The 22620-nt window shown below is 70.1% G+C and carries 24 protein-coding genes and 1 riboswitch; of the genes, 9 read left to right on the top strand and 15 right to left on the bottom strand.

The features are described from left to right. Window positions 1–205: 205 nt before the first annotated feature. Entirely contained in the window at window positions 206–1492 is a 1287-nt protein-coding gene (locus JIX55_RS33860) for an extracellular solute-binding protein (protein ID WP_257567030.1), read from the bottom strand. A gap of 368 nt (window positions 1493–1860) precedes the next feature. On the opposite strand from JIX55_RS33860, the gene JIX55_RS33855 reads away from it, so the two are divergent. The 7 genes from JIX55_RS33855 to JIX55_RS33825 all read left to right on the top strand — a co-directional run bounded on the left by JIX55_RS33855 (window position 1861) and on the right by JIX55_RS33825 (window position 10446). Beyond that, window positions 1861–2625 carry a GntR family transcriptional regulator gene (locus tag JIX55_RS33855; protein ID WP_257567029.1) on the top strand — a complete coding sequence of 255 codons (765 nt, stop codon included), beginning with the start codon at window positions 1861–1863 and terminating at the stop codon, window positions 2623–2625. A gap of 229 nt (window positions 2626–2854) precedes the next feature. Continuing rightward, window positions 2855–3133, top strand: a complete 279-nt coding sequence (locus tag JIX55_RS33850; protein ID WP_257567028.1) for a DUF3311 domain-containing protein — start codon at window positions 2855–2857, stop codon at window positions 3131–3133. Continuing rightward, on the top strand, window positions 3130–4758 hold the full coding sequence (gene mctP / locus JIX55_RS33845; RefSeq protein WP_257567027.1) for a monocarboxylate uptake permease MctP: 1629 nt from the start codon (window positions 3130–3132) through the stop codon (window positions 4756–4758). Before JIX55_RS33850 ends, mctP begins: the two co-directional genes overlap by 4 nt. Window positions 4759–5072: 314 nt before the next feature. Then, window positions 5073–6062: a nucleoside hydrolase gene (locus tag JIX55_RS33840; protein ID WP_257567026.1), complete on the top strand. Its 990-nt coding sequence runs from the start codon at window positions 5073–5075 to the stop codon at window positions 6060–6062. Window positions 6063–6168: 106 nt separating this feature from the next. Beyond that, window positions 6169–6675: a GNAT family N-acetyltransferase gene (locus JIX55_RS33835; protein WP_257567025.1), complete on the top strand. Its 507-nt coding sequence runs from the start codon at window positions 6169–6171 to the stop codon at window positions 6673–6675. A 63-nt stretch (window positions 6676–6738) separates the two neighbouring features. Next, window positions 6739–6862, top strand: a riboswitch (cobalamin riboswitch). A gap of 124 nt (window positions 6863–6986) precedes the next feature. Beyond that, window positions 6987–9383: a ribonucleoside-diphosphate reductase subunit alpha gene (locus JIX55_RS33830; protein ID WP_257567024.1), complete on the top strand. Its 2397-nt coding sequence runs from the start codon at window positions 6987–6989 to the stop codon at window positions 9381–9383. 55 nt (window positions 9384–9438) lie between these two features. Continuing rightward, the gene (locus JIX55_RS33825) at window positions 9439–10446 is read left to right on the top strand and encodes a ribonucleotide-diphosphate reductase subunit beta (protein WP_257567023.1); all 1008 of its coding nucleotides are present in this window, start codon (window positions 9439–9441) and stop codon (window positions 10444–10446) included. Between the two features lie 10 nt (window positions 10447–10456). Here JIX55_RS33825 and JIX55_RS50980 read toward each other — a convergent pair whose 3' ends face one another. Both JIX55_RS50980 and JIX55_RS33815 read right to left on the bottom strand, forming a co-directional pair. After that, complete coding sequence (locus tag JIX55_RS50980) at window positions 10457–10591, bottom strand: hypothetical protein (RefSeq protein WP_306820057.1); 135 nt, start codon at window positions 10589–10591, stop codon at window positions 10457–10459. A 243-nt stretch (window positions 10592–10834) separates the two neighbouring features. Further along, window positions 10835–11056, bottom strand: coding sequence for a hypothetical protein (locus tag JIX55_RS33815; protein WP_257567022.1), 222 nt, complete (start codon window positions 11054–11056; stop codon window positions 10835–10837). Between the two features lie 93 nt (window positions 11057–11149). On the opposite strand from JIX55_RS33815, the gene JIX55_RS33810 reads away from it, so the two are divergent. After that, a complete protein-coding gene (locus tag JIX55_RS33810) occupies window positions 11150–12112 on the top strand; it encodes a GlxA family transcriptional regulator (protein ID WP_257567021.1) in 963 nt (320 codons plus the stop codon). 93 nt (window positions 12113–12205) lie between these two features. On the opposite strand, the gene def is transcribed toward JIX55_RS33810, so the two are convergent. The 8 genes from def to JIX55_RS33770 all read right to left on the bottom strand — a co-directional run bounded on the left by def (window position 12206) and on the right by JIX55_RS33770 (window position 19222). Continuing rightward, the gene (gene def, locus JIX55_RS33805) at window positions 12206–12856 is read right to left on the bottom strand and encodes a peptide deformylase (protein ID WP_257567020.1); all 651 of its coding nucleotides are present in this window, start codon (window positions 12854–12856) and stop codon (window positions 12206–12208) included. A 176-nt stretch (window positions 12857–13032) separates the two neighbouring features. Further along, window positions 13033–14040 carry a tetratricopeptide repeat protein gene (locus JIX55_RS33800; RefSeq protein WP_257569574.1) on the bottom strand — a complete coding sequence of 336 codons (1008 nt, stop codon included), beginning with the start codon at window positions 14038–14040 and terminating at the stop codon, window positions 13033–13035. 127 nt (window positions 14041–14167) lie between these two features. Next, window positions 14168–15397: an HD-GYP domain-containing protein gene (locus JIX55_RS33795; RefSeq protein WP_257567019.1), complete on the bottom strand. Its 1230-nt coding sequence runs from the start codon at window positions 15395–15397 to the stop codon at window positions 14168–14170. Beyond that, the gene (locus tag JIX55_RS33790) at window positions 15385–16842 is read right to left on the bottom strand and encodes an HD-GYP domain-containing protein (RefSeq protein WP_257567018.1); all 1458 of its coding nucleotides are present in this window, start codon (window positions 16840–16842) and stop codon (window positions 15385–15387) included. The genes JIX55_RS33795 and JIX55_RS33790 overlap by 13 nt, the downstream gene beginning before the upstream one ends. A 204-nt stretch (window positions 16843–17046) precedes the next feature. Beyond that, window positions 17047–17436 (bottom strand): roadblock/LC7 domain-containing protein, encoded by a 390-nt coding sequence (locus JIX55_RS33785; protein WP_257567017.1) that lies wholly within the window; start codon window positions 17434–17436, stop codon window positions 17047–17049. A gap of 54 nt (window positions 17437–17490) precedes the next feature. After that, window positions 17491–18015: a hypothetical protein gene (locus JIX55_RS33780; RefSeq protein ID WP_257567016.1), complete on the bottom strand. Its 525-nt coding sequence runs from the start codon at window positions 18013–18015 to the stop codon at window positions 17491–17493. Then, on the bottom strand, window positions 18015–18851 hold the full coding sequence (locus JIX55_RS33775) for a DUF4388 domain-containing protein (protein ID WP_257567015.1): 837 nt from the start codon (window positions 18849–18851) through the stop codon (window positions 18015–18017). Before JIX55_RS33775 ends, JIX55_RS33780 begins: the two co-directional genes overlap by 1 nt. After that, entirely contained in the window at window positions 18848–19222 is a 375-nt protein-coding gene (locus JIX55_RS33770; protein WP_257567014.1) for a hypothetical protein, read from the bottom strand. Before JIX55_RS33770 ends, JIX55_RS33775 begins: the two co-directional genes overlap by 4 nt. Window positions 19223–19376: 154 nt before the next feature. On the opposite strand from JIX55_RS33770, the gene JIX55_RS33765 reads away from it, so the two are divergent. After that, window positions 19377–19742, top strand: a complete 366-nt coding sequence (locus tag JIX55_RS33765; RefSeq protein ID WP_257567013.1) for a hypothetical protein — start codon at window positions 19377–19379, stop codon at window positions 19740–19742. Window positions 19743–19867: 125 nt separating this feature from the next. Here JIX55_RS33765 and rsrA read toward each other — a convergent pair whose 3' ends face one another. The 4 genes from rsrA to JIX55_RS33745 form a co-directional block, all read right to left on the bottom strand. Next, window positions 19868–20179 carry a mycothiol system anti-sigma-R factor gene (gene rsrA / locus JIX55_RS33760; RefSeq protein WP_257567012.1) on the bottom strand — a complete coding sequence of 104 codons (312 nt, stop codon included), beginning with the start codon at window positions 20177–20179 and terminating at the stop codon, window positions 19868–19870. Next, entirely contained in the window at window positions 20176–20847 is a 672-nt protein-coding gene (sigR, locus tag JIX55_RS33755; RefSeq protein ID WP_257569573.1) for an RNA polymerase sigma factor SigR, read from the bottom strand. Before sigR ends, rsrA begins: the two co-directional genes overlap by 4 nt. Window positions 20848–21115: 268 nt before the next feature. Next, window positions 21116–21790, bottom strand: coding sequence for an alpha/beta hydrolase family protein (locus JIX55_RS33750; RefSeq protein WP_257567011.1), 675 nt, complete (start codon window positions 21788–21790; stop codon window positions 21116–21118). A 1-nt stretch (window position 21791) separates the two neighbouring features. Next, window positions 21792–22607, bottom strand: coding sequence for an SOS response-associated peptidase (locus tag JIX55_RS33745; protein ID WP_257567010.1), 816 nt, complete (start codon window positions 22605–22607; stop codon window positions 21792–21794). Window positions 22608–22620 lie beyond the last annotated feature (13 nt).

Here is a 22620-nt window from a genome sequence, read left to right as displayed (position 1 = left end):
GAAGGAGGGGCCCGCAGCAGGCGCCTCCAAAGGGGCGCGGGGAACTGCGCGACCAGCCACGACGCACCGGCACCGACCCGACACCCCATCGCGGCACTTTCGTAAATCACCCACCGGCCGAACCGATGTCAGCCACCGGCCGGCCACCGCGGCACCCCCCGGTCGGGCCCGGCCACCACGGCCAGGCCCGACCGGCAGGTCACCGTCACTTGGTGTTGATGACCTTGTCGATCTCGGCGTCCGCTTCCTTCGCGGCCTCCTCGACCGACTGCTTGCCGGTGCCGATGGACTGCAGCATGGTCTGCAGGATCTGCGCCTTCTCGACCTGGCCCCAGCCGGGGGCCATCGGGACGAACCAGTTGGACTCGGCCGCGGTGGCCGGGACCGCCGTCGCCGGGTCGTCCTTCAGGGTGGCGAGGTCGGTCTTGTTGTTGGGCAGGTTGCCCTTCTCGATCAGGCCCTTCTGGCCGGAGGGGCCGGTGAAGGCGTTGATCCACTCGGCGGCGACGGTCTGCGCGTCGGACTTCACCGGGACAGCGAGGTCGCTGCCGCCGAGGAAGACGGGCAGGTTCTTGCCGGACGGGCCGGGCAGCACGAAGTTCTCGACGTTGCCGGCGAGCTTGCCGGTCTTGTCGTTCTCCTTGGCCGCGGCGGTCGCGCCCTCCCAGGCCGGGGCGAAGATCATGCCGGACTTGCCCTGACCGTAGACGATGTAACGGTCGGACTCGTCCTTGGTCTTGTCGCCGTGCATGTACGTGTCGACGACGTTCTTGAACTCGGTCAGACCCTTGAGGGACTCCGGGGAGGAGAGGTTGGCCTTCCACTCGCCGCCGGACTCGACCGCTATGGAGCCGCCGGCGTCGTAGACGAAGGACATGGCGGCGTACCAGTCGCGGGTGGGCTGGTACCAGGCGCTGAACTTGTCGCCCCGCTTCTTCTGGACCTTGTCGAGGGCGGCGGTGAACTCCTCGTACGTCTTCGGGGTGGACTTGACGCCCGCCGCGGCGAAGACGTCCTTGCGCCAGTTGGCGACGCGGCCACCGGCGTAGTACGGAACGCCGTAGGTCTTGCCCTCGTAGGTGACGGAGGCCTTGAGGCCGTCCAGCCAGGCGTCGGAGTTGTCGAACTTCGCCGGGTCGACGGGGGCGAAGGCGCCCTTGACCATGTAGGCGAGCATCTCCGTGTTGCCCATCTCGACCACGTCGGGGGCCTTGTCGGTGGCGAGGACGGCGTCGAGCTTGGCGTTCTTGTCGGGCCAGCCGTAGTACTCGTGCGTGATCGTGATCCCGGGGTGCTTCTTCTCGATCGCCGCGTCGGCGGCCTTGACCAGCTCCGGCCAGTTGTTCTGCGCGTCCACCGTGAGCCAGACCGTCAGCTCCTTGGTGTCCGCACCGGTGTCCGAGCTCTCACGCCCGCTCTCACCGCCCCCGCACGCCGCGATGGAGACCATCATGCCCGCGACACAGATCGCGGTCGTCAGCTTCCTCTTCACGCCACCCTCCTCAGGGATGCCATTGCTCAGGGATGCCACAAACCCCCCTGCTCCCCGCGGTGACAGACGTGCCGCCCTGGGGCCAGGACCTGGACCAATGGTGTAGACCAGTACGCCGGAGCTTGACCCAGACCAATCACCCTGTCAAGAGCACTCGAACCCCCTCTCACCAGCCGTTATGCGACCTACATATGCAAGAACCTTTATGTAATAAGCCAGCGAAAACCGCGCGCTTTGAGCCACACTCTTCAGGTAGACCACTCAACCCTCTCGGGATGGACCGGCCGAGACCCCTCCGTGGACTAGACCAGCGGGGGCTGTGCGGGTATACAGAAGGATCACGCCACTAGGAGCCGGGAAGGCGGAGCATGAGCACCGACGTCAGCAGTGCGGAGAACGAGAACGGGGCGACCGTCCGTACCGCACGCGTGCCCAAGTACTACCGCCTGAAGAAGCACCTGCTGGACATGACCGAGACGCTGCCACCCGGCACGCCGGTGCCGCCCGAGCGCACGCTCGCCTCCGAGTTCGACACCTCGCGCACGACCGTGCGGCAGGCGTTGCAGGAGCTGGTCGTCGAGGGGCGCCTTGAGCGCATCCAGGGCAAGGGCACGTTCGTCGCCAAGCCGAAGGTCTCCCAGGCGCTGCAACTCACCTCGTACACCGAGGACATGCGGGCCCAGGGCCTCGAACCCACCTCGCAGCTGCTGGACATCGGCTACATCACCGCCGACGACACCCTCGCCGGGCTGCTCGACATCACCGCCGGCGGCCGGGTCCTGCGCATCGAGCGCCTCCGCATGGCGAACGGCGAGCCGATGGCGATCGAGACGACCCACCTGTCCGCCAAGCGTTTCCCCGCGCTGCGCAGGTCACTGGTCAAGTACACCTCCCTCTACACCGCGCTCGCCGAGGTCTACGACGTCCATCTCGCCGAGGCCGAGGAGACCATCGAGACCTCGCTGGCCACGCCGCGCGAGGCCGGCCTGCTGGGCACGGACGTCGGCCTGCCGATGCTGATGCTCTCCCGCCACTCGCTGGACAAGGACGGGCAGCCGGTGGAGTGGGTGCGGTCCGTGTACCGAGGCGACCGGTACAAGTTCGTCGCGAGGCTCAAGCGGCCGCAGGACTGAGCCGCCCGGGTTCTTCCGGGGCGCGAGGTCGTGTCCACGGCAGGGGTTCCGCTGCTGCTGAGCGGGGAAGGTATCCCACTCGGCGGCCCGGTTCGCGACCCGGCTCCTCCTCGGAACCAGCACACATCCGTTATGCGGACAGGGGTTCCATAAGGTGGAACCGTCCCTTAGATTTCCTGCGCATTACACGCGTGATCACAGGTCATCAGTGAGGGGACGGAGCCGTGGTATGTCAGACGCGCCTGAAGTGAAACCGCCGGTGAGACCGGTGGTGACACCGGTCCGGGTGGTCATCGCCCTGTGCCTGCTCGCCCCGTTTGCGGCGATGCTCTGGGTCGGCTCGTACGCCAAGACGGACCCGACGTTCATCGGCATCCCCTTCTTCTACTGGTACCAGATGGCCTGGGTGCTCATCTCCACCGTGCTCACCGCCACCGCGTACGTCCTGTGGCAGCGTGACCAGCGCGCCCGCAAGTCCGAGACGCAGAGCGGGGGTGCCGCGCAGTGAAGGACGGCGTGAACGGCGTGGCACTCGCCGTCTTCATCTTCTTCTTCCTGGCCGTCACGGTCATGGGCTTCCTGGCCGCGCGCTGGCGCAAGGCCGAGAACGAGCACAGCCTCGACGAATGGGGGCTGGGCGGGCGGTCGTTCGGCACCTGGGTCACCTGGTTCCTGCTCGGCGGCGACCTCTACACCGCGTACACCTTCGTCGCCGTACCGGCGGCGATCTACGCGGCGGGCGCGGCCGGCTTCTTCGCGGTGCCCTACACGATCCTCATCTATCCGCTGATCTTCACGTTCCTGCCCCGCCTGTGGTCGGTCTCCCACAAGCACGGCTACGTGACGACCTCGGACTTCGTCCGTGGCCGCTTCGGCTCGAAGGGTCTGTCGCTGGCGGTCGCCGTGACCGGCATCCTCGCGACGATGCCGTACATCGCCCTCCAGCTCGTCGGCATCCAGGCGGTGCTGGACGTGATGGGCGTCGGCGGCGGCGAGGACACCAACTGGTTCATCAAGGACCTGCCACTGCTGATCGCCTTCGGCGTCCTGGCGGCCTACACCTACTCCTCCGGCCTCCGGGCCCCCGCGTTGATCGCGTTCGTGAAGGACACCCTGATCTACATCGTCATCGCGGTGGCGATCATCTACATCCCGATCAAGCTCGGCGGCTTCGACGACATCTTCGCCAAGGCGGGTGAGGCGTACAGCCAGACCAACCCGGCGACGGACAAGCCGCGCGGCGCGCTCGTCCCGGGCGACGCCAACCAGTGGACGTACGCGACGCTGGCCCTCGGCTCGGCGCTGGCGCTCTTCATGTACCCGCACTCGATCACGGCGACGCTGTCGTCCAAGAGCCGCGAGGTCATCCGCCGAAACACCACGATCCTGCCGCTGTACTCGCTGATGCTGGGCCTGCTGGCCCTGCTGGGCTTCATGGCGATCGCCGCCGGCATCCAAGTGCAGAACGGCCAGCTGGCGATTCCCCAGCTGTTCGAGACGATGTTCCCCGACTGGTTCGCGGGCGTCGCCTTCGCCGCCATCGGCATCGGCGCGCTGGTCCCCGCGGCGATCATGTCCATCGCGGCGGCGAACCTCTTCACCCGCAACATCTACAAGGACTTCATCAAGCCGGACGCCACGCCCGCCCAGGAGACCAAGGTCTCCAAGCTGGTGTCCCTGCTGGTGAAGGTGGGCGCCCTGGCCTTCGTCCTCACCATGGACAAGACGGTCGCCATCAACTTCCAGCTCCTGGGCGGCATCTGGATCCTCCAGACCTTCCCGGCCCTCGTCGGCGGCCTCTTCACCCGCTGGTTCCACCGCTGGGCCCTCCTCGCCGGCTGGGCGGTCGGCATGCTCTACGGCACGATCGCCGCGTACGGCGTGGCCTCCCCCACGCAGAAGCACTTCGGCGGCTCCTCCGCGGAGATCCCCGGGATCGGCGAGATCGGCTACATCGGCCTGACGGCCTTCGTCCTCAACCTCGTGGTCACGGTGATCCTCACCTTCGTCCTGCGGGCCGCCAAGGCCCCCGACGGCATCGACGAGACCAAGCCGGAGGACTACACGGCGGACGCGGGAGACGCGGGCGTACAGGTGGAGCTTCCCCCGGCAACGGCGGGAGCGAGCCACTAGGAACCAAGGTTCCCCGCGCCGCTTTTCAGGGGCGCGGGGAACTGCGTGCTGCATTTCAGGGGCGTGGAGAACTGGGCGATGTTTCTGGGGCGCGGGGAACTGCGCGATCCTTCTGGGGGCGCGGGGAACTGCGCGATCGACCACGACGAACCCGCACCCGCCGACGGACAGAATCCCCCGAGCGATAGGGAGCCGAGGGGGTCGAAGGGGCACAGCCCCTGGGGATGGTGGGGGCACCTCCCGCTCGAGCGAAGCCGAGAGTGGGGGGAGGGCAGGGGCGGCGGGGGCGAAAAACATCCGGTTACGCTGGCCAGGTGACCGCTCGCACACCGATCGTCCTGGACAGCGACCCCGGTATCGACGACGCCGTAGCCCTGCAATACCTGCTGGGCACAGACCTCTGGGACCTCAAGGCCTACACATCGGTCGGCGGCAACCTCCCCGCCGCAGCGACGTACAGCAACGCCCGAGCCCTGGCCCGAGCCCTACGCATCGATGCCGACGTCCCGGTGCACCGAGGCGCGGGCCGCCCCCTCTCCCGCCTCCCCTACCGAGAGGCATCCGCCTTCCACGGCCCGGCGGGCCTCGGCGACGAAACCCTCCCCGACTCGACGGCCCCCCACCCCACGGAGTCATCCGCGCAGGCCCTGCTGCGGCTCTCCCGGGAATGCGAGGGCGAGCTGACGGTGTGCGCCACCGGCCCGCTCACGAACGTGGCCGTCGCGCTGCTGGAGGACCCGGACTTCGCCCGCCGCGTCAGGAAGTTCGTGTTCATGGGCGGCGCCGCCCAGGTGCCGGGAAACTTCACCCCGGTCGCCGAGTTCAACATCTGGGCCGACCCGGACGCCGCCGAGATCGTGCTCTCCTCCGGCATCCCGTTCACGATGGTCGACCTCGACGCCTCGCACCGCTGGCTGTTCCGCCCCGCGGACCTCGCCGCGCTGGAGGCCGCGGGCCCGGGCACGGCCCTCGCCGCCCGGCTGATGCGCACCTACATGGACGCGTACACCCGCCACGGGGGAGACGGCACCTGTCCGCTGCACGATCCGCTGGCCGTGGGGGTCTGCGGGGACGAGGCGTTCGTCGAGGCCGCCGACGGGGCCGTCGTCGTGGAGTGCGCGAGCGAACTCACGCGCGGCCAGACCGTGTTCGTGCCGGCCGCCGCCCGGCGCGTCTACTACTCCGAGTCCCCCGCCCTGACCGCCCGCCTCCGCGCCACCGGCCGCGTCGCCCTGGGTCCGGGCACCCGCGACTTCAGCGAGCACTTCGTGGCGACGCTGCCGCGGTGGCCGGCGGTGGGCTGAGCAGGCACGCGGCCAAGCGGCGCCGCCTGGCTGATCATCGGACAAGCGGTCGCCCCTGTGGAAAACCTCGGACCCGCTTTCCCGCCCCTGCGGCAGACTTCGAGCCATGGACATCACCATCAGGCAGATCTCCCCCGACGAGTACGCCACCCTCGGCGAGATCACCGCGCAGGCCTACCTCGGCGACGGGCTGCTGGACTTCGGGGAGAGCGACCAGTACCTCGGTGAGTTGCGTGACGTGGCGAAGCGGGCCGCCGCGGCCGACGTGCTCGTGGCGGTGGCGGACGGCCGGGCGCTCGGCGGTGTGACCTTCGTCCCGGCGGGCGGCCCCATGGCCGACATCGCCCGTGCGGGAGAGGCCGAGATACGGATGCTGGCGGTCGCTCCGGAGGCGCGTGGCCGGGGTGCCGGCGAGGCGCTCGTCCGGGCCTGTCTGGAGCGTGCCCGGGCCGTGGAGGGCTGTGCACGCGTCGTGCTGTCGACCCAGCGGACCATGCACGCCGCCCATCGCATCTACGAACGGCTGGGCTTCACTCGCACACCAGAGCGCGACTGGAAGCCCCTCCCCGACCTCTTCGACCTCACGCTGATCACCTATGAGTTGACGCTCTGACACCCTGCGCAGCCGAATGCGACACAACATGTGGGGGTGACACCGCGCCCTGGCACTAGATGTATGCTCATGCTCGCTGTCGCCGCAGGGGAATCCGGTGCGAATCCGGAACTGTCCCGCAATGGTGTACTTGCGCGCTTTCGCGCGCTTGTTCAGTCCGAACACCTGCCGACAGTGCGCCCGGCCGTCCGGTCCGGGTGCCCTGACGTCCGGGCCTCGTGGAATGGGCCGGTGGACGCGACGCCTCGGTGCGCTCGTGTGCTGCTGCCTGCCTTCCCCAAGGCCCCTTGCCGAGCGAGGGAGAGCCCCACGTGACCATCGCGCCAGCCGACCCGGTTTCAGCCGATCTGGCTTCAGCCGACCAGGCGACGGAGACCGACGGTCCCGGTACCGCGTTGCTGCGGACCCTGACCGACCTGACCATCGACCTCTCCGACGCCGACCCGGGCCGGGTCGCCGCCGCCGCGCTGCGCGGCCGGTCCGCTCGGGCCGGCGAGGCGGAGCTGCGCGAGCTGGCCACGGAGGCGGCCGCGGGCCTGATCTCCGAGGACCCCGCCTACTCGAAGCTGGCCGCCCGGCTGCTGGCCATCGGCATCCGCGCCGAGGCCGCCTCGCAGGGCGTCACGACGTTCACCGAGTCCATCGCCGTGGGCCACCGTGAGGGCCTCGTCGCCGACCGCACGGCGGAGTTCACGCGCGTCCACGCCGGGCGTCTCGACGCCCTGATCGACCCGGCCGGCGACGACCGCTTCGGCTACTTCGGTCTGCGCACCCTGCACAGCCGCTATCTGCTCCGGCACCCGATCACCCGCAAGGTCATCGAGACGCCCCAGCACTTCATGCTGCGCGTGGCGTCCGGTCTCGCCGAGGACGACACCCCCCGCGCCGTCGACGAAGTCGCCGCGCTCTACCGGCTCATGAGCCGCCTCGACTACCTCCCCTCCTCCCCCACGCTCTTCAACTCCGGTACGCGCCATCCCCAGATGTCGTCCTGCTACCTCCTCGACTCCCCGCTGGACGAGCTGGACTCCATCTACGACCGCTACCACCAGGTGGCCCGCCTGTCGAAGCACGCCGGCGGCATCGGTCTGTCGTACTCCCGCATCCGCTCGCGCGGTTCGCTGATCCGGGGCACGAACGGACACTCCAACGGCATCGTGCCGTTCCTGAAGACCCTGGACGCCTCGGTCGCCGCCGTGAACCAGGGCGGCCGGCGCAAGGGCGCGGCCGCGGTCTACCTGGAGACCTGGCACTCCGACATCGAGGAGTTCCTGGAGCTGCGCGACAACACCGGTGAGGACGCCCGGCGTACGCACAACCTGAACCTGGCGCACTGGATCCCGGACGAGTTCATGCGCAGGGTGAACGCCGACGAGCAGTGGTCCCTGTTCTCCCCGGCCGACGTGCCCGAGCTGGTCGACCTGTGGGGCGAGGGGTTCGACACCGCGTACCGCGAGGCGGAGGCGAACGGACTGGCGAAGAAGACCATCCCGGCCCGTGACCTCTACGGCCGCATGATGCGCACCCTCGCGCAGACCGGCAACGGCTGGATGACCTTCAAGGACGCGGCCAACCGCACGGCCAACCAGACGGCCGAGCCGGGCCACGTCGTCCACTCCTCCAACCTCTGCACGGAGATCCTGGAGGTCACGGACGACGGGGAGACGGCGGTCTGCAACCTGGGGTCGGTGAACCTGGGCGCGTTCGTCGACCGGGCGGCGGGCGACATGGACTGGGAGCGGCTGGACGAGACCGTCCGCACCGCCGTCACCTTCCTCGACCGTGTCGTCGACATCAACTTCTACCCGACCGAGCAGGCGGGCCGCTCCAACACCAAGTGGCGCCCGGTCGGCCTCGGCGCGATGGGCCTCCAGGACGTCTTCTTCCAGCTGCGCCTGCCCTTCGACTCCCCTGAGGCGAAGACCCTGTCCACGCGGATCGCCGAGCGGATCATGCTCGCCTCCTACGAGGCCTCCGCCGACCTCGCCGAGCGTAACGGCCCGCTGCCGGCCTGGGAGAAGACCCGTACGGCCCGTGGTGTGCTGCACCCCGACCACTACGGCGTCGAGTTCACCTGGCCGGAGCGCTGGGCGGCCCTGCGTGAGCGCATCGCGTCGACCGGCATGCGCAACTCCCTGCTTCTCGCGATCGCGCCCACGGCCACCATCGCGTCCATCGCGGGTGTGTACGAGTGCATCGAGCCGCAGGTGTCCAACCTGTTCAAGCGCGAGACGCTGTCCGGCGAGTTCCTCCAGGTCAACTCGTACCTGGTGCAGGAGCTGAAGGAGCTGGGCGTCTGGGACGCCCGCACCCGTGAGGCGCTGCGCGACTCGAGCGGTTCGGTGCAGGAGTTCGCGTGGATCCCGGCCGAGGTGCGGGCGCTGTACCGCACGGCCTGGGAGATCCCGCAGCGCGGCCTGATCGACATGGCCGCCGCGCGCACGCCGTATCTGGACCAGGCCCAGTCGCTGAACCTGTTCCTGGAGACGCCGACCATCGGCAAGCTCTCCTCGATGTACGCGTACGCCTGGAAGTCGGGCCTGAAGACGACGTACTACCTGCGCTCCCGCCCGGCCACCCGCATCGCCCGCGCGGCACAGGCGCAGGCCCAGCAGCCTGAGAAGACCGTCCCCGTCCAGCAGGCCTCCTCGGAAGAGGCCGTCGCCTGCTCCCTGGAAAACCCCGAGTCCTGCGAAGCCTGCCAGTAATTCCCGCCCGCCACCCGACCACCACCCTGGAGGACGGCGCTTCGCGCCGGCTGTGATGACTCACCAGAACCTGCTCGACCCCGGCTTCGAGCTGACTCTCCGCCCGATGCGCTACCCGGACTTCTACGAGCGCTACCGGGACGCGATCAAGAACACCTGGACCGTCGAGGAGGTGGACCTCCACTCGGACGTCGCCGACCTCGCGAAGCTCTCCCCCGCCGAGCAGCACCTGATCGGCCGCCTGGTCGCGTTCTTCGCGACGGGCGACTCGATCGTCGCGAACAACCTGGTGCTGACGCTGTACAAGCACATCAACTCCCCCGAGGCCCGGCTCTACTTGAGCCGTCAGCTCTTCGAGGAGGCCGTGCACGTCCAGTTCTATCTGACGCTCCTGGACACCTACCTCCCCGACCCGGAGGACCGGACGGCGGCCTTCGCGGCGGTGGAGAACATCCCCTCCATCCGCGAGAAGGCGGAGTTCTGCTTCACGTGGATGGACTCGGTGGACAAGCTTGACCGCCTGGAGTCCAAGGCGGACCGCCGCCGCTTCCTGCTCAACCTGATCTGCTTCGCCGCGTGCATCGAGGGCCTGTTCTTCTACGGCGCCTTCGCGTATGTCTACTGGTTCCGCAGCCGGGGCCTGCTGCACGGTCTGGCCACCGGCACCAACTGGGTGTTCCGCGACGAGACGATGCACATGTCCTTCGCCTTCGAGGTGGTGGACACCGTGCGCAAGGAGGAGCCGGAGCTCTTCGACGACCAGCTCCAGCAGCAGGTCACGGACATGCTGAGGGAGGCCGTCGAGGCCGAGCTGCAGTTCGGGCGAGACCTGTGCGGTGACGGCCTCCCGGGTATGAACACCGAGTCGATGCGTCAGTACCTGGAGTGCGTCGCCGACCAGCGGCTGACGCGCCTCGGCTTCGCACCGGTCTACGGCTCCGAGAACCCGTTCTCCTTCATGGAGTTGCAGGGCGTCCAGGAGCTGACCAACTTCTTCGAGCGGCGTCCGTCCGCGTACCAGGTCGCGGTGGAGGGCACCGTCGACCTGGACGAGGACTTCTAGGCCGCCGAGGTCACTTGAGCATGACGGCGTCCCCGGCCGACGCGACCCTCGCGGTCGTCGTCAGGCCGGGGAAGTACCAGCGCCAACTGCCCGCCGACGTGACGGTCACCTTGGTGCCGATCTTCCCGGCGCTGCCCGACTTCACCGTCCTGACCCTGGTGTGGCGGGCGGCGCCCTTCTTCTTGAACTGGAGCTGGACCGGCTGCCCACCGAACCCGTTGTACTTAAGGGTCTCCCAGTTGGCCCGGGTCAGCTTGCCGGTGACGGTGACCGTGATGGCGATCGGGAACGTGATGGTCTTCGACGTCCCGACGATGACGTTCTTGCCGCCGTTGACGACCGTCTTCGTGACGCGGACGTCACCCCTCGCTGCCGTGCAGGTATGCGATCAGGCGGCGCGGGCGATGCGGTGCGAGTGCGCGGAGGTGCCGCGGGCGCGCCGCTCCGGGCCGGATCCGTCGAGGGCAGCGGCACGTTCCTCCGCCTGCCTGAGCTGCCGGTCGATGCGCCGGTCGTGCGCGACTCCGATGATCGAGGGCAGCATGACCAGGGCGAGCAGTCCGAGAACGGCCAGTGTTCCGATGAGTCCTTGCAGCTGTGTCGTATCCATGGACACTACTGTCGCGCCGAACACCCCTGACAAACAGTGGCAGGACTGCCGCACCCCTTCGAATTACTGCCACTTCCGAGGCACACTGGCAGCATGTTGAAGAACGTGGCCGCCATCCTCATGGACGGCGTGCATCCCTTCGAACTGGGCGTCGTCTGCGAGGTCTTCGGCCTCGACCGCAGCGACGAGGGCCTGCCGGTGTACGACTTCGCGGTCGCGTCGGCGGAGGGCCCGACTCTGCGAACGCACGCCGGGTTCACGATCTCCACGTCATACGGCCTGGACCGGCTCGACGAGGCCGACCTCGTCGTCGTACCGGCGGGCGAGAGCTATGTGCGCCGGATCTACCCGGCCGAGCTGCTGGACGCGCTGCGCCGGGCCGCCGACCGGGGCGCCCGGGTGCTGAGCGTGTGCTCAGGGGTGTTCGTGCTCGGCGCGGCCGGCCTGCTGGACGGGCGGCCCTGCGCGGTGCACTGGCAGCACGCCGAGGAGCTGGCCCGGCAGTATCCGCGGGCGGTGGTCGAGCCGGACGTGCTGTATGTGGACGCGGACCCGGTGATCACCTCGGCGGGCACGGCGGCGGGGATCGACGCCTGTCTGCACATCGTCCGCAAGGAGCAGGGGTCGGAGGTCGCCAACAAGATCGCCCGGCGGATGGTCGTACCGCCGCACCGCGACGGCGGCCAGGCCCAGTACATCGAGCGGCCGCTGCCGCGCTCGCAGTGCGACACGGTCGGCGAGGTGCTCGTGTGGATGGAACGGCACCTCGACGAGGAGGTCACCGTCGAACAGCTCGCTGCCCGCGCGCACATGTCCCCCCGCACGTTCGCCCGCCGCTTCCAGCAGGAGACCGGAACCACCCCGTACCGCTGGATCCTGCGCCAACGGGTACTGCTGGCCCAGCGGTTGCTGGAGGCGACGGACGAGACGGTGGACGCGATCGCCTGGCGCACCGGCTTCGGCACCGCCGCCGCCCTGCGCCATCAGTTCGTACGGTCCCTGGGCACGACCCCGCAGGCCTACCGCAGGACCTTCCGCGGCCCGCAGGCCGCCTGAGAGCTGACCCGGTGCGGGCGTGACGCCGCCCATCCGGACGCCCGGCTGGGGGAGTCGGCGGCGAGGCTCCCGCCTCGGCTGCCGTTCTCCGTCTCAGTCGTTCGCGACCACGGGGTAGCGGGCCTCGCTCTCGGCCATCTGCCGTAGGGCGTCCTTGCGGTCGCGCTTGGAGAGCCGGTCGATGTACAGGTAGCCGTACAGATGGTCGGTCTCGTGCTGCAGGCACCGCGCGAAGTAACCGGTGCCGCGCACCTTGATCGGGTTGCCCTTCTCGTCCTGCCCGGTGACCTCGGCGTAGTCGGGGCGGGCCAGCGGCATGTACGCGGTCGGAACCGACAGACAGCCCTCGTTGCTGTCGTCCAACCGGCGCGTCTCGGCGGGCAGTTCGACCAGCTTGGGGTTGCAGACCACACCGACGTGCCGGTTGCCCTCGTCGTCCGGGCAGTCGTACACGAACACCTTCAGATCCACGCCGACCTGGTTCGCGGCCAGGCCCACGCCCTCCGCCGTGCGCTGGCTGGCGAACATGTCGTCCACCAGCTTCGCCAACTCGTCGCCGAACTCCGTGACGTCCTTGCACTCCTTGTGCAGCACCGGGTTCCCGACCACGGTGATCGGCAGCGACGTGCCACGCTCCCGGTACGCCTGCTCGCGCTCCTCGCAGTCCTCCGTATCGACGACGAACCCCTCGTCGTCGACGGGGAGCACGCCCACGTGCTGCTGATCGGTGTCCTGCTGGGCCATGACAGACGTACGCCTTCCTCAGAAAAACAAGGGGTGAAGTTGCTGATACAGGGTACGGGGATCGCGCCGCCCAGGGGGCGCCCCGTCAGGGACGAGGGGCTGTGACACTTGCGGCTCCGCCGCGTGGGCACGATGAGCCACAACGAGCCCGCAGCCGAAGACGGACCGCACGCTCCCTAGCAAACCTCTTCCAAATCCCGCCAGTCACGAGAATCCGGGCTGTCCGCCACCCATCCGTCCAGCAACCCACGAACCAGCGAAGCCGGCGCGGCAATCCCGCACTCCCGCTCCGGCGCCCACAACTGCCCGTCCGTGACATGCCCCAACGGCCCGGGATGCCCCGGCTCACTGTGATCGTGCGGATCGAGATGATCCCCGTCACCCTCATCGGAAGGCATCCGCGACTCCGAACACAGCCGGCACAGCAACCGCACCGACGACGACCAGTCCTCCGCGGCGAACCCGGCGTCCGCCGCGAGCCGCTCCAGCGCGTCCCGGTCCGACTCGGTCGCGGCCTCCAACAGCACCACCCACGTCGGCACCGGCGACGGCGCCCACAACTCGATCTCGTCGAACACCGGATAGGCGTGCCCCGCGGCCGTGGTCCGCTCCCCGTGCGGCACCCCGTCGTGCAGAACGACCTCGCCCCAGCGCCGCCCGGACGACGGCAGCGGAATGGAGAGCACCTCGATCCGGGCGGGGTCGAGCCGCCGCCCCCACACGACCTCGGCCTCACCCTCCGGCGAGAGCCGTACGGCCGCGCTGCCGAGGTCCATGCCCACCGGCTCCCCGGAGTCGCCGGGGCCGCTCCCGGGCCTCGGCCGGGACGCACCACCCGGTACCCGCAGCCCGTACGCCTGCCAGGCCCGGCGGGCCAGCGGCCAGTCCTGCAGAGCGGTCGCGGCGATGCCCACGTTCCACCAGTCGGGCGCCCCGGTCTCCCGGTCGAGCAGCGCGACGGCCCGGAGACCGGCCGCCCGCGCCTGCTCCCAGTCGTGCCGGAACTTGTGCAGCAGGGCGAGGTTGAACCAGGACTCGGACAGCCACGGCTCCAGGTCCGCGGCACGTGTCAGCAGCGCGCCCGCGTCCTCGTACCGACCGTCGCCGATCAGCGTGAACGCACGATCGGTGGCCTGCCGCCAAGAGGCGGAGGGCCGATGCCGTCCCTTGCCGAAGATCCTCACGATTCCCGCCTGCCAGTTACGGTTCCCGCCTGCCAGTTCCATCGGAGTGGGCTGGCCGTCGCCCCCGGTACACCCTCTCTCTCGCATCCAACCATGGACGGATGGAGGGCCGCTCATTACCCATGGGTTACCCCACTGAGGGCAAGGTCAGACCGTCTCTTGAGAGCACCCTCACGAGCGATTCCACCACCTGCGGGTGATAGTCCCGTGCCGTCCCCCGCCGCAGTTCCTCCAGCGCCCTGCGCGGCCCTCCGGGCCCTGCTGCCCGCGCCTTCTCCTCGTATGCGTTCACGGCCCGCACGATCCGCGCGCCGATCGGCTGCTCACGGTACGGATCCGCCTGCCGCTCCACCACCACGGCGACCTCGGCGTCCACCCCGGTCTGCCGGACGACCGCGCCGCCCAGCAGCGCGATCCGGCGCTGCTCGGCGGCCGGGAGCCCGGCGGTGGCCCCGGCCGGCACGGGGTCGACCAGGCTGAGCTGGCCGATGTCGTGCATCAGCGCCGCGTACTCCAGCACGGTCAGCTCCGGCTCGCCGATCCCCAGCTCCCGCCCCACCTCACGGCTGAGCACGGCCACGCGCCGGGCGTGCCCGGCCGGGGTGTACCCGGCGATCTCCGTGGCGCGGGCGAGTGAGGCGATGGTCTGCCGATAGGTGGTCCGCACGGCCGCGTACCGGCGGAACGACAGCTGAGTGAGCAGCAGGGGCAGCGAGAAGACCGGCAGTGCCCACAGCCCGACGACACCGGCCGCGAGCGCCATGACGACCCCGGTCGCGCACACCGCCGACCCGATCCCCAGCAGCGCCCGCAGCTCGTCCCTCAGCAGCGGCCCGAACGGCCACCGCGTCCGCGCGTGCGCCATGGCCGCCGCCAGCACGGCGTCGCACAGCGCGGTCAGCACGAGCAGCGCGACCAGCAGCAGTACGTACGAGGGGCCGCTCCACTCCAGCAGCCCGTCCCGGTGGTACAGCGGCTGGAAGCAGACGGCGGCGAAGGCGACGACGAGCACGCGCCGGGTGAGGTGATCGATGGTGGACTCGCACCTCTTGGCCACATGCGGCACGCACCCGAGGAGCGCGGCCGCCACGACGACGGCGACGACCTGGAGCACCCCGTGATCCGTCGACCGCCCGCCGTTCTCCCCCAGCAGCGCGTACGCCAGTGCCCCGGCCGCCCCGAGCGGCGCCGACTCCCGCCCCTCGGCCCCGCTCCACCGTGACAGCTCCCCCACGGCCACGAGCACCCCGAACGCGAGAGCGACACCGGGTTCGTCGAGGCCGTACCAGAGGGTGTGGGCGAGGGCGAGGAGGCTGAGGAGGACGGCGGCGGAGCGGAGGAGGATCAGGAAACCCATGGGGCCCGCCTCCCGGCGCCATGCGTCTGTCCCGCGTCCGCCGGCGCCACTCCCGTCCATTCCGCGTCCGCCGGCGCCACCCCCGTCCGTCCTGCGGCCGGGTCGGCCCCGGACGCCCCAGGTGGCGGTACGTTTCCGCAGGGGGCGGCGGTCACCGTCGGATGCCATCCGTTCCGGTCCAGGGCCCGCGTCAGCGCCCCCACCATCACGGGGTCGAAGTGCGCTCCCGCGCACCGCTCCAGTTCGGCCAGCGCGGCGGCGACCGGGCGGGCCCGCCGGTAGGAGCGGGTGGACGTCATGGCGTCGAAGGCGTCCGCGACCGCCACGACCCGGGCGAACTCCGGGATCTGGCTGCCGCTCAGCCCGTACGGATACCCGCTCCCGTCCAGCCGCTCATGGTGGTGCAGGACCGCCGCTCGGGCCTCCCCGAGGAAGGAGATCCCGCGCACCATCTCGTGGCCGTACTCGGGATGCAGTTCGATGACCCGCCGCTCCTCCGGCGTGAGCGGCCCGTCCTTGCGCAGCAGCCGGGTGGGGACGCCGAGCTTCCCCACGTCGTGCAGGATCCCGGCGAAACGGAGGACTTCGGCCCGCTCGTCGTCCATGCCGAGTTCCCGGGCGATCAGCATGGACGCCTGCCCGACCCGCTCGCTGTGCCCGCGGGTGTACCCGTCCTTGATGTCGACGGCCTGGACGAGCGCGCGGATGGTCGCCTGGTGCGCGGCCCGCTCCCGGTGGTACTGCGCGAACACCCAGCAGGACACGTACATCGGCAGCAGTACGAGCAGCGCGGCGACGGGCCCGTACGGACTGCGCCAGAGCACGGCCATCATCAGCCCGGCGAGCCCGTGCACGGCGACGGGTGCCAGCGACCGCGGGAAGTGCCCCTGCCAGGCACCCCGCGCGGGCACCCTCCCCCACTGCCTCCAGGGCGTGGGAGGTGCCCCCACGGCCAGCGCCAGGATGCCGCCGTCGAGCAGGGTGAGCACCGCGCAGAACACCAGCACCGCGGCCCCGGCGGGCAGCAGCGCGTACGGGAAGTCGGGGCCGGTGACCGCCTCCCGGCCGCCGAGCGCCCCGTGCGCGTGCCCAGCGGCCCACACCGCGACGGCGAGCCGACCCGCACGCCAGAGCCGCCGCAGCCCTCGCGGTTGCTGCTCGACCCGGGCGGTCAACGCCCCCGGTACGGCCACGAGCGCGGCGGCTGCGGGCGGCAGCAGGAAGGCCCCGGCGAGGAGGACCGGGAAGAAGGTGCCCATGTCCTTGGGGGCGCGGTGGCGCAGGAACGGGCACCGGGTGATCTGCTCGCACCCGGCGTACAGCGCGGCGAGCAGGGCCACCGCCCACCACGGGACGCGGCCGTCCGGCAACGGCGCGAAACAGGCCAGGGCACCGAGGACGACACAGGCGACGTACACACGTGCCCATGCCGGCACCGACCCCATGGCACCCTCCCGAGTTCAGGCTCCGGAGCCTAGGACCGGCCGGAGCGGGCGGGGGCGGCTACGGGTGAATCAATGGGGCCACGATGGCCGGATTAACTCCTTCGAGTGAAGTGACGTCCTTGTGACGACCGTTCCGGAAGCGGTCGCGGTGGCCGGTGCCGGTGGAGATCTTTGGCCGGGGACCCGGCGTCGAGGGACCGTCGTTCAGTGCGCCACGTCCGCGGCGAGCACCTTGTTGAGTTGCTCCACGGTCGCCGGGGACTCGCGCTGGAAGGCGGCGATGTCGAGGCCGTCGTCGCCCATGACGGTCAGGAGGGTGCGCTCGCCGACGGCCACGACGATGACGTGCCCGGCGCCGCACCGGACGACGACCTCGCGGAGCGCGCCGACGCCGGACTGGTCGGCCATGCGGCGGCCGACGCCGAGGGTGGCGGCGGCGAGCGCGGCGACGGACTCGGGGTGGACCTTGTCGACGTCGGCGACGACGAGGAGCCCGTCCACGGTGGACAGGACGCTCTCGGCGACGCCCATCACCCGGTCACGCAGCGAGGCCAGGATGCCGGTCAGCGATTCGGTCGATGCGTGTGCGGTCATGAGAACGTGCTCCTTGGTCCAGACATCTGCGGTGGGTTGTGCGGTCCGGGCGGCTCAGTCGGACAGGCGCCGTTCGGACTCGGGGAGCGCCCGCAGCCCGCGACGGACGCGCCGCAGCATTTCGACGGAGGGTTGGTCGGCGAGAAGTTCCTCGGCCGACAGCGGGATCAGGGGTGGGAAGGGGGGCGGCACGGCCGGGTTCTCCGACGCGTCGTCCCGGACGTCTCCGGGAGCCGGTGCCGCGCCCCGCACGGGTAACGGCGGCGGCGCCGCGGCCGTACCACCGGGGCCGGCGGACGACGGCCGTTCCACGGCGGCGCCACCGGGCTCGGTGGACGGTGGTGGGGCGGCCGCCGTACCGCCGGACATGGTGGACGGTGGCTGTTCGGCCGCCGTGCCATCGGGCTCGGCGGCCGGCGGTTGTGCCGCGGTCGTGGGGACGGGTGCGGCGGGTGGTGGGGCTTCGGCGGGCGGGACCGGGCGGTCGTCCGCGACTGCGGGCGGGGCCGAACGCCGTCGGAGGCGGGCGGCCTTGCTGCGTATGCGGCGCTTGCGGGCCGGGTCTTTGTGGGGGCTCACTACCCGCCCTTCGCTCCGAGGTCTCCGTTGGGAGGACCTCCACCAGGTCTGCGTCTGGGCAGGGGACCGGCTCTCGGTAACAGTTCGTCGGATACCGCCTGCCCCTGCGGAAGGCGGGGCGCGGTGCTGGGCCGGCCGGCGGGTGAGGTCCCGGTCTCCCATCGGACGGCCTGGAGCGCCTCCAGGCGGATGAGGTCCAGCATCACCGCGTAGAGTCCACGTCCCCGGGAGAAGGCGATGTCACGCGGCGTACGGCGTCCGTTGACGCTCTCGAGCAGGTCACGGTGACGCCGGGTCAGTCTGCCGTCGGATTCGGGGGTGTCCCGGCCGGTGACCGGTTCGGGCCGCACGCGGGCCAGTTCGCTCGCGGGCCCCCACAGCCGGGACAGCAGCGCAATGCGCCGGGTGGTCTCCTCGGCCAGCGGCCGCGGCTCGACGCCGGGGCAGGCGAGGAGGGTGGGTTGCCGTTCGGTCAGCTCCCAGCCGCCGGGCGGGCTGAGGGCCATCGCGAAGGCCCCGTCGAACACGGCCGCCGTGCAGACGACCTCCAGCTCGGCGGCGCCGATCAGACCGGCGGCCGCCAGGTGTGAGCCGAGCCGGTCGGCGTCGGGTTCCGCCGCGCAGGCCGCCAGCCAGGCGTCGTCGTCGATCCGGCCCGAGGCGAGCAGCGCGGACGTCGCGGTCGGCGCGCCCGGTGTCTCGATCGCGCCGATCAGACCGTCGCGCAGGTGAATCGTGCCACTCGGGGAGCCGGAGACCCGGACCGTACCGGTGTAGCCCTCCTGGTGCAGTGCCTGCAGAAGCGCGGGTACGTTGCGCGCCGAGGGAGTCTTCACGCCAGCACCTCTCGGGCCCGGTCGCCGAGGCTGCGCAGGGCCAGGGCCACGTTCGCCCGGTCCCGGTCGAGACCGGCCGCCAGCAGCAGCGGATCGCCGGCCGAACGGTCCACGGAGAGCAGGACCTGATGGCGTCTCCTGCTGGTCATGACCACGCTTTCCAACTCCCCCTCGGCCCCCGCCGCGCCGAGCCGCTCGGAGATGAGGGTGACGAGATCGGAGCACTCGGTCCCGGTCCCCGCCTGGGTGACGTCGCCCGCCGCGGCGTAGGTGAGACCCGTGACGGCGTCGATCAGGGCGACGCCGGTGACGCCGGGAGAGTCGAGAAGCCGGTCCAAGGAAGCCTGGAGCGCTGTCACTCGTTCCCCCATTCGCCCTCCGCGTCCACGCACCGCGCAGTACTTTGAACGCCAACTTCCGTAACGCACAAAAAAGTTGATGTTTGTGACCGGTGAGTCACACGCGTTCGATCGTAGTTGGCCGGACAGTGACCGGTCAGCAGCACTGAGGAATTGGGGCAGCAATATGAACATCGAGACCGCGCTCAAGGAAGCCATGGCGATCGACGGCGCGATCGGCATCGCGCTGGTCGACTACGAGAGCGGCATGTCGCTGGGCACCCTCGGCGGCGGGCAGCATCTCGACCTCGAACTCGCGGCGGCCGGGAACACCGAGGTGGTGCGCTCCAAGATGCGCACCCTGGCCTCACTCGACATGAACGACGTGATCGAGGACATCCTGATCACCCTGGGCCGGCAGTACCACCTGATCCGCCCGCTGACCAGCAGCAAGGGCTCGCTCTTCCTCTACCTGGCGCTGGACCGCTCCCGTAGCAACCTGGCGCTGGCCCGGCACTCCCTGAAGCGCATCGAGAACGGTCTTGAGGTCTGAGTCCGTCCACCACCGGCTCAGGACCTGAGCCCTCGCTCAAGACCTGAGCCCGCTCCGGGAGCGGCCGTGCGGCCGATCGTGGAACGGGCTCAGGGATCAGGAATCCCGCACGAAGGGGTTCCGGATCAGGTCTCCTGCGGCGTGACCGGCGAGGCCGTCACGTCGTGCTCGGGCACGGTCTGTCCCGACCGGATCAGATCGATCCGGCCCATCACCTTGGCACGCAGATCGGTGGGCACGTCGTCCTGCCCGCAGCACCGCTTGACCAGTTTCTTGACGGCCTGTTCGAGCCCGTACTTCTCCAGGCACGGAGAGCACTCCTCGAAGTGGTGCTCGAACTTGGTGCAGTCGGAGTCGGGCATCTCCCGGTCGAGGAACTCGTAGAGATGATCCAGGATCTCGCTGCAATCCGTCTCGTGCGGCTCTCCGCAGCTCATGAGCCCGAGCCTTTCGCTTCGTTCGACTCTCCGGCACCGGCCGGGACCAGCCCGCGGTCACGCGCGTAGTCCTCGAGCATGCCGCGCAGTTGACGGCGGCCCCGGTGCAGCCGGGACATCACCGTACCGATGGGTGTCCCCATGATGTCGGCGATCTCCTTGTACGCAAAGCCCTCGACATCGGCGAGATAGACGGCGATGCGGAATTCCTCGGGGATCGCCTGCAACGCTTGCTTCACGTCCGAATCGGGCAGGTGATCGAGCGCCTGCGACTCGGCGGAGCGCAGCCCGGTCGACATGTGCGACTCGGCGCGCGCCAGCTGCCAGTCCTCGATCTCCTCGGCCGCGGAGCGCTGGGGTTCGCGCTGCTTCTTGCGGTACGAGTTGATGAAGGTGTTCGTGAGGATGCGGTACAGCCAGGCCTTGAGGTTGGTGCCCTCACGGAACTGGTGGAAGGACGCGTACGCCTTCGCGTACGTCTCCTGCACCAGGTCCTCGGCATCGGCCGGGTTGCGCGTCATGCGCAGCGCGGCCGAGTACATCTGGTCGAGGAATTCCAGGGCGTCCCGCTCGAAACGGGCGCTGCGCTCCGCGGCGGTCTCGGTGCCCTCGGGCTGCTCCGCCTGGCCCCGTTCGGTCCCTGCGTCGGTCCCAGTGACCGGACCCACCTCCTCCAGCGTCTGGGCGATACCGAAACCGGTACCACCAGAATCGGAGGATAGACGACGATCCACACCCGCCGCCGCCCGAATAGAGACGCTCTTGGCCGAGTGCAGCACCGTCCAGTCCAGGTCAGCGCGGCTGCTGCGGCTCGGGCAGAAGGTCGAACCCATGCGGCGGACTTCCTCTCGTACGAACGGTCAGCGGCGTTTTCGCGCTGTCTGATCGGCACAACAGAGGCCCGTCACCCGGCATTCCCGTTCTTCATCCGCTGCCTCACCCGAGTGACGCGATCCACTCCGCCACGGCATCGGTGATGATCTCCAGCGCCTGTTCCTGGCCGAGCGGCGCGCGCTTCGGCACCGCGAACCCATGATCGCCGTACGGCACCTCGACCATCCCGTACGGCCCTTCCGGGAACTCCTCAGGCCGCCCGAACGGATCGTTGCCGCCCTGTACGACAAGCGTGGCCACCCCCGCGCCGAGCAACTCGTCGGCCCGGGACTTCTCCGGCCTGCCCGGCGGATGCAGCGGGAAGCCCAGCGCCAGTACGGCCGCCGCGCCCAGCTCCGTCGCCGTACGGCAGGCCACCCGGGCCCCGGCGCTCCGCCCGCCCGCGATCACCGGCAGCCCCCGCTTCGCCAGCGCGGGCCACAGCCCCCGCCAGCCGGTGTCCAGCGTCTTCGGCGCGGGCGCGAGCTTCTTCCCGGCCACCCGCCACGGCTGCTCCACCAGGGCGACGGTCACCCCGTGCGCGGGGAGGACGGCGGCGAGGGCCTGAAGATCACGCGCCTCGATCCCGCCACCGGCGCCATGGCTGACGGCGAGCACCCACTCGGCCGCCTTCGAGGCCTCGTACCAGCTGATGCGCGCCGTACCGGCCTCGGTGTCGACCTCTTCCGTCGCCGCCTTGCTCTCTCGGCTTTCTTTCGCTGCCTTGATCTCGGTCACATCAGAAGAGTGTGCCCTCCTCGGGCCCCTCCAGCTCCTTGAGCAGCTCCGGGCCGTTGTTGCGGACATTGCTGACGGCTGTGGAGACGGGGTAGGCGCGCATCAGCCCGGCGGGCGGCCGTTCGAGCAGCCCGCGCAGATCGTCCGGGTCCGTACGGGCCGGGTCGAGCCAGCTGTCCCAGCGGTCGGGCGTGAGCATCAACGGCATCCGGGGGTGGATCTCGGCCAAAGTGTGCGGGCCGTCCTCCGGGGGCACGGCCAGCGGAGTCGTCTCGGCCTCCGTCGTGATCACCGAGCAGGTGGCCCACCAGGCCTGCGGGTGGTCGTCCGGCAGCGTCTTGTCCCGCCAGAACTCGTACAGGCCGGCCATCGCGAAGACGGACCCGTCGGCCGGGAGCACGAAGTACGGCTGCTTGCGCGGCCGCTTCTTCTTCCCCTCGACCTCCAGATCGCGCTCCCCCTTTCCGGTGACCCACTCGAAGTAGCCGTCGGCGGGCAGGATGCAGCGCCGGGTGGTGAAGGCACGGCGGTACGACGGCTTCTCGTGCACGGTCTCCGCGCGCGCGTTGATCATCCGGGCGGCACCCTCGGGTGTCTTGGACCAGGACGGGACCAGACCCCACTTCAGCTTCCGCAGCTGGCGAACCGGCCTCTTGTCGTCGGCGTCCTTAAGGGGGCGGTCGAGAACCGCGTAGACCTCCTTGGTGGGAGCCACGTTGAAATCGGGCTCCAGGGTCTCCTCGGGCTCCCACTTCTCGATCTCAAAGACTCCTGCGAGATCCTCGGGCCTACGACTCGACGCATACCGTCCGCACATAAGTGCCACACTG

It is taken from the genome of Streptomyces sp. DSM 40750 (genome assembly GCF_024612035.1).
Taxonomy (GTDB): domain Bacteria; phylum Actinomycetota; class Actinomycetes; order Streptomycetales; family Streptomycetaceae; genus Streptomyces.
This window is presented reverse-complemented; position numbering and strand designations above follow the sequence as displayed.

What these genes read in the sequence shown, in the direction of transcription:
- JIX55_RS33855 (WP_257567029.1), top strand. Translation starts at nt 1,861, where the DNA reads ATGAGCACCGACGTCAGCAGTGCGGAGAACGAGAACGGGGCGACCGTC.
- JIX55_RS33850 (WP_257567028.1), top strand. Translation starts at nt 2,855, where the DNA reads ATGTCAGACGCGCCTGAAGTGAAACCGCCGGTGAGACCGGTGGTGACA.
- JIX55_RS33835 (WP_257567025.1), top strand. Translation starts at nt 6,169, where the DNA reads ATGGACATCACCATCAGGCAGATCTCCCCCGACGAGTACGCCACCCTC.
- JIX55_RS33825 (WP_257567023.1), top strand. Translation starts at nt 9,439, where the DNA reads ATGACTCACCAGAACCTGCTCGACCCCGGCTTCGAGCTGACTCTCCGC.
- JIX55_RS33815 (WP_257567022.1), bottom strand. Translation starts at nt 11,056, where the DNA reads ATGGATACGACACAGCTGCAAGGACTCATCGGAACACTGGCCGTTCTC.
- JIX55_RS33810 (WP_257567021.1), top strand. Translation starts at nt 11,150, where the DNA reads ATGTTGAAGAACGTGGCCGCCATCCTCATGGACGGCGTGCATCCCTTC.
- def (WP_257567020.1), bottom strand. Translation starts at nt 12,856, where the DNA reads ATGGCCCAGCAGGACACCGATCAGCAGCACGTGGGCGTGCTCCCCGTC.
- JIX55_RS33795 (WP_257567019.1), bottom strand. Translation starts at nt 15,397, where the DNA reads ATGGGTTTCCTGATCCTCCTCCGCTCCGCCGCCGTCCTCCTCAGCCTC.
- JIX55_RS33790 (WP_257567018.1), bottom strand. Translation starts at nt 16,842, where the DNA reads ATGGGGTCGGTGCCGGCATGGGCACGTGTGTACGTCGCCTGTGTCGTC.
- JIX55_RS33785 (WP_257567017.1), bottom strand. Translation starts at nt 17,436, where the DNA reads ATGACCGCACACGCATCGACCGAATCGCTGACCGGCATCCTGGCCTCG.
- JIX55_RS33770 (WP_257567014.1), bottom strand. Translation starts at nt 19,222, where the DNA reads ATGGGGGAACGAGTGACAGCGCTCCAGGCTTCCTTGGACCGGCTTCTC.
- JIX55_RS33765 (WP_257567013.1), top strand. Translation starts at nt 19,377, where the DNA reads ATGAACATCGAGACCGCGCTCAAGGAAGCCATGGCGATCGACGGCGCG.
- rsrA (WP_257567012.1), bottom strand. Translation starts at nt 20,179, where the DNA reads ATGAGCTGCGGAGAGCCGCACGAGACGGATTGCAGCGAGATCCTGGAT.
- JIX55_RS33745 (WP_257567010.1), bottom strand. Translation starts at nt 22,607, where the DNA reads ATGTGCGGACGGTATGCGTCGAGTCGTAGGCCCGAGGATCTCGCAGGA.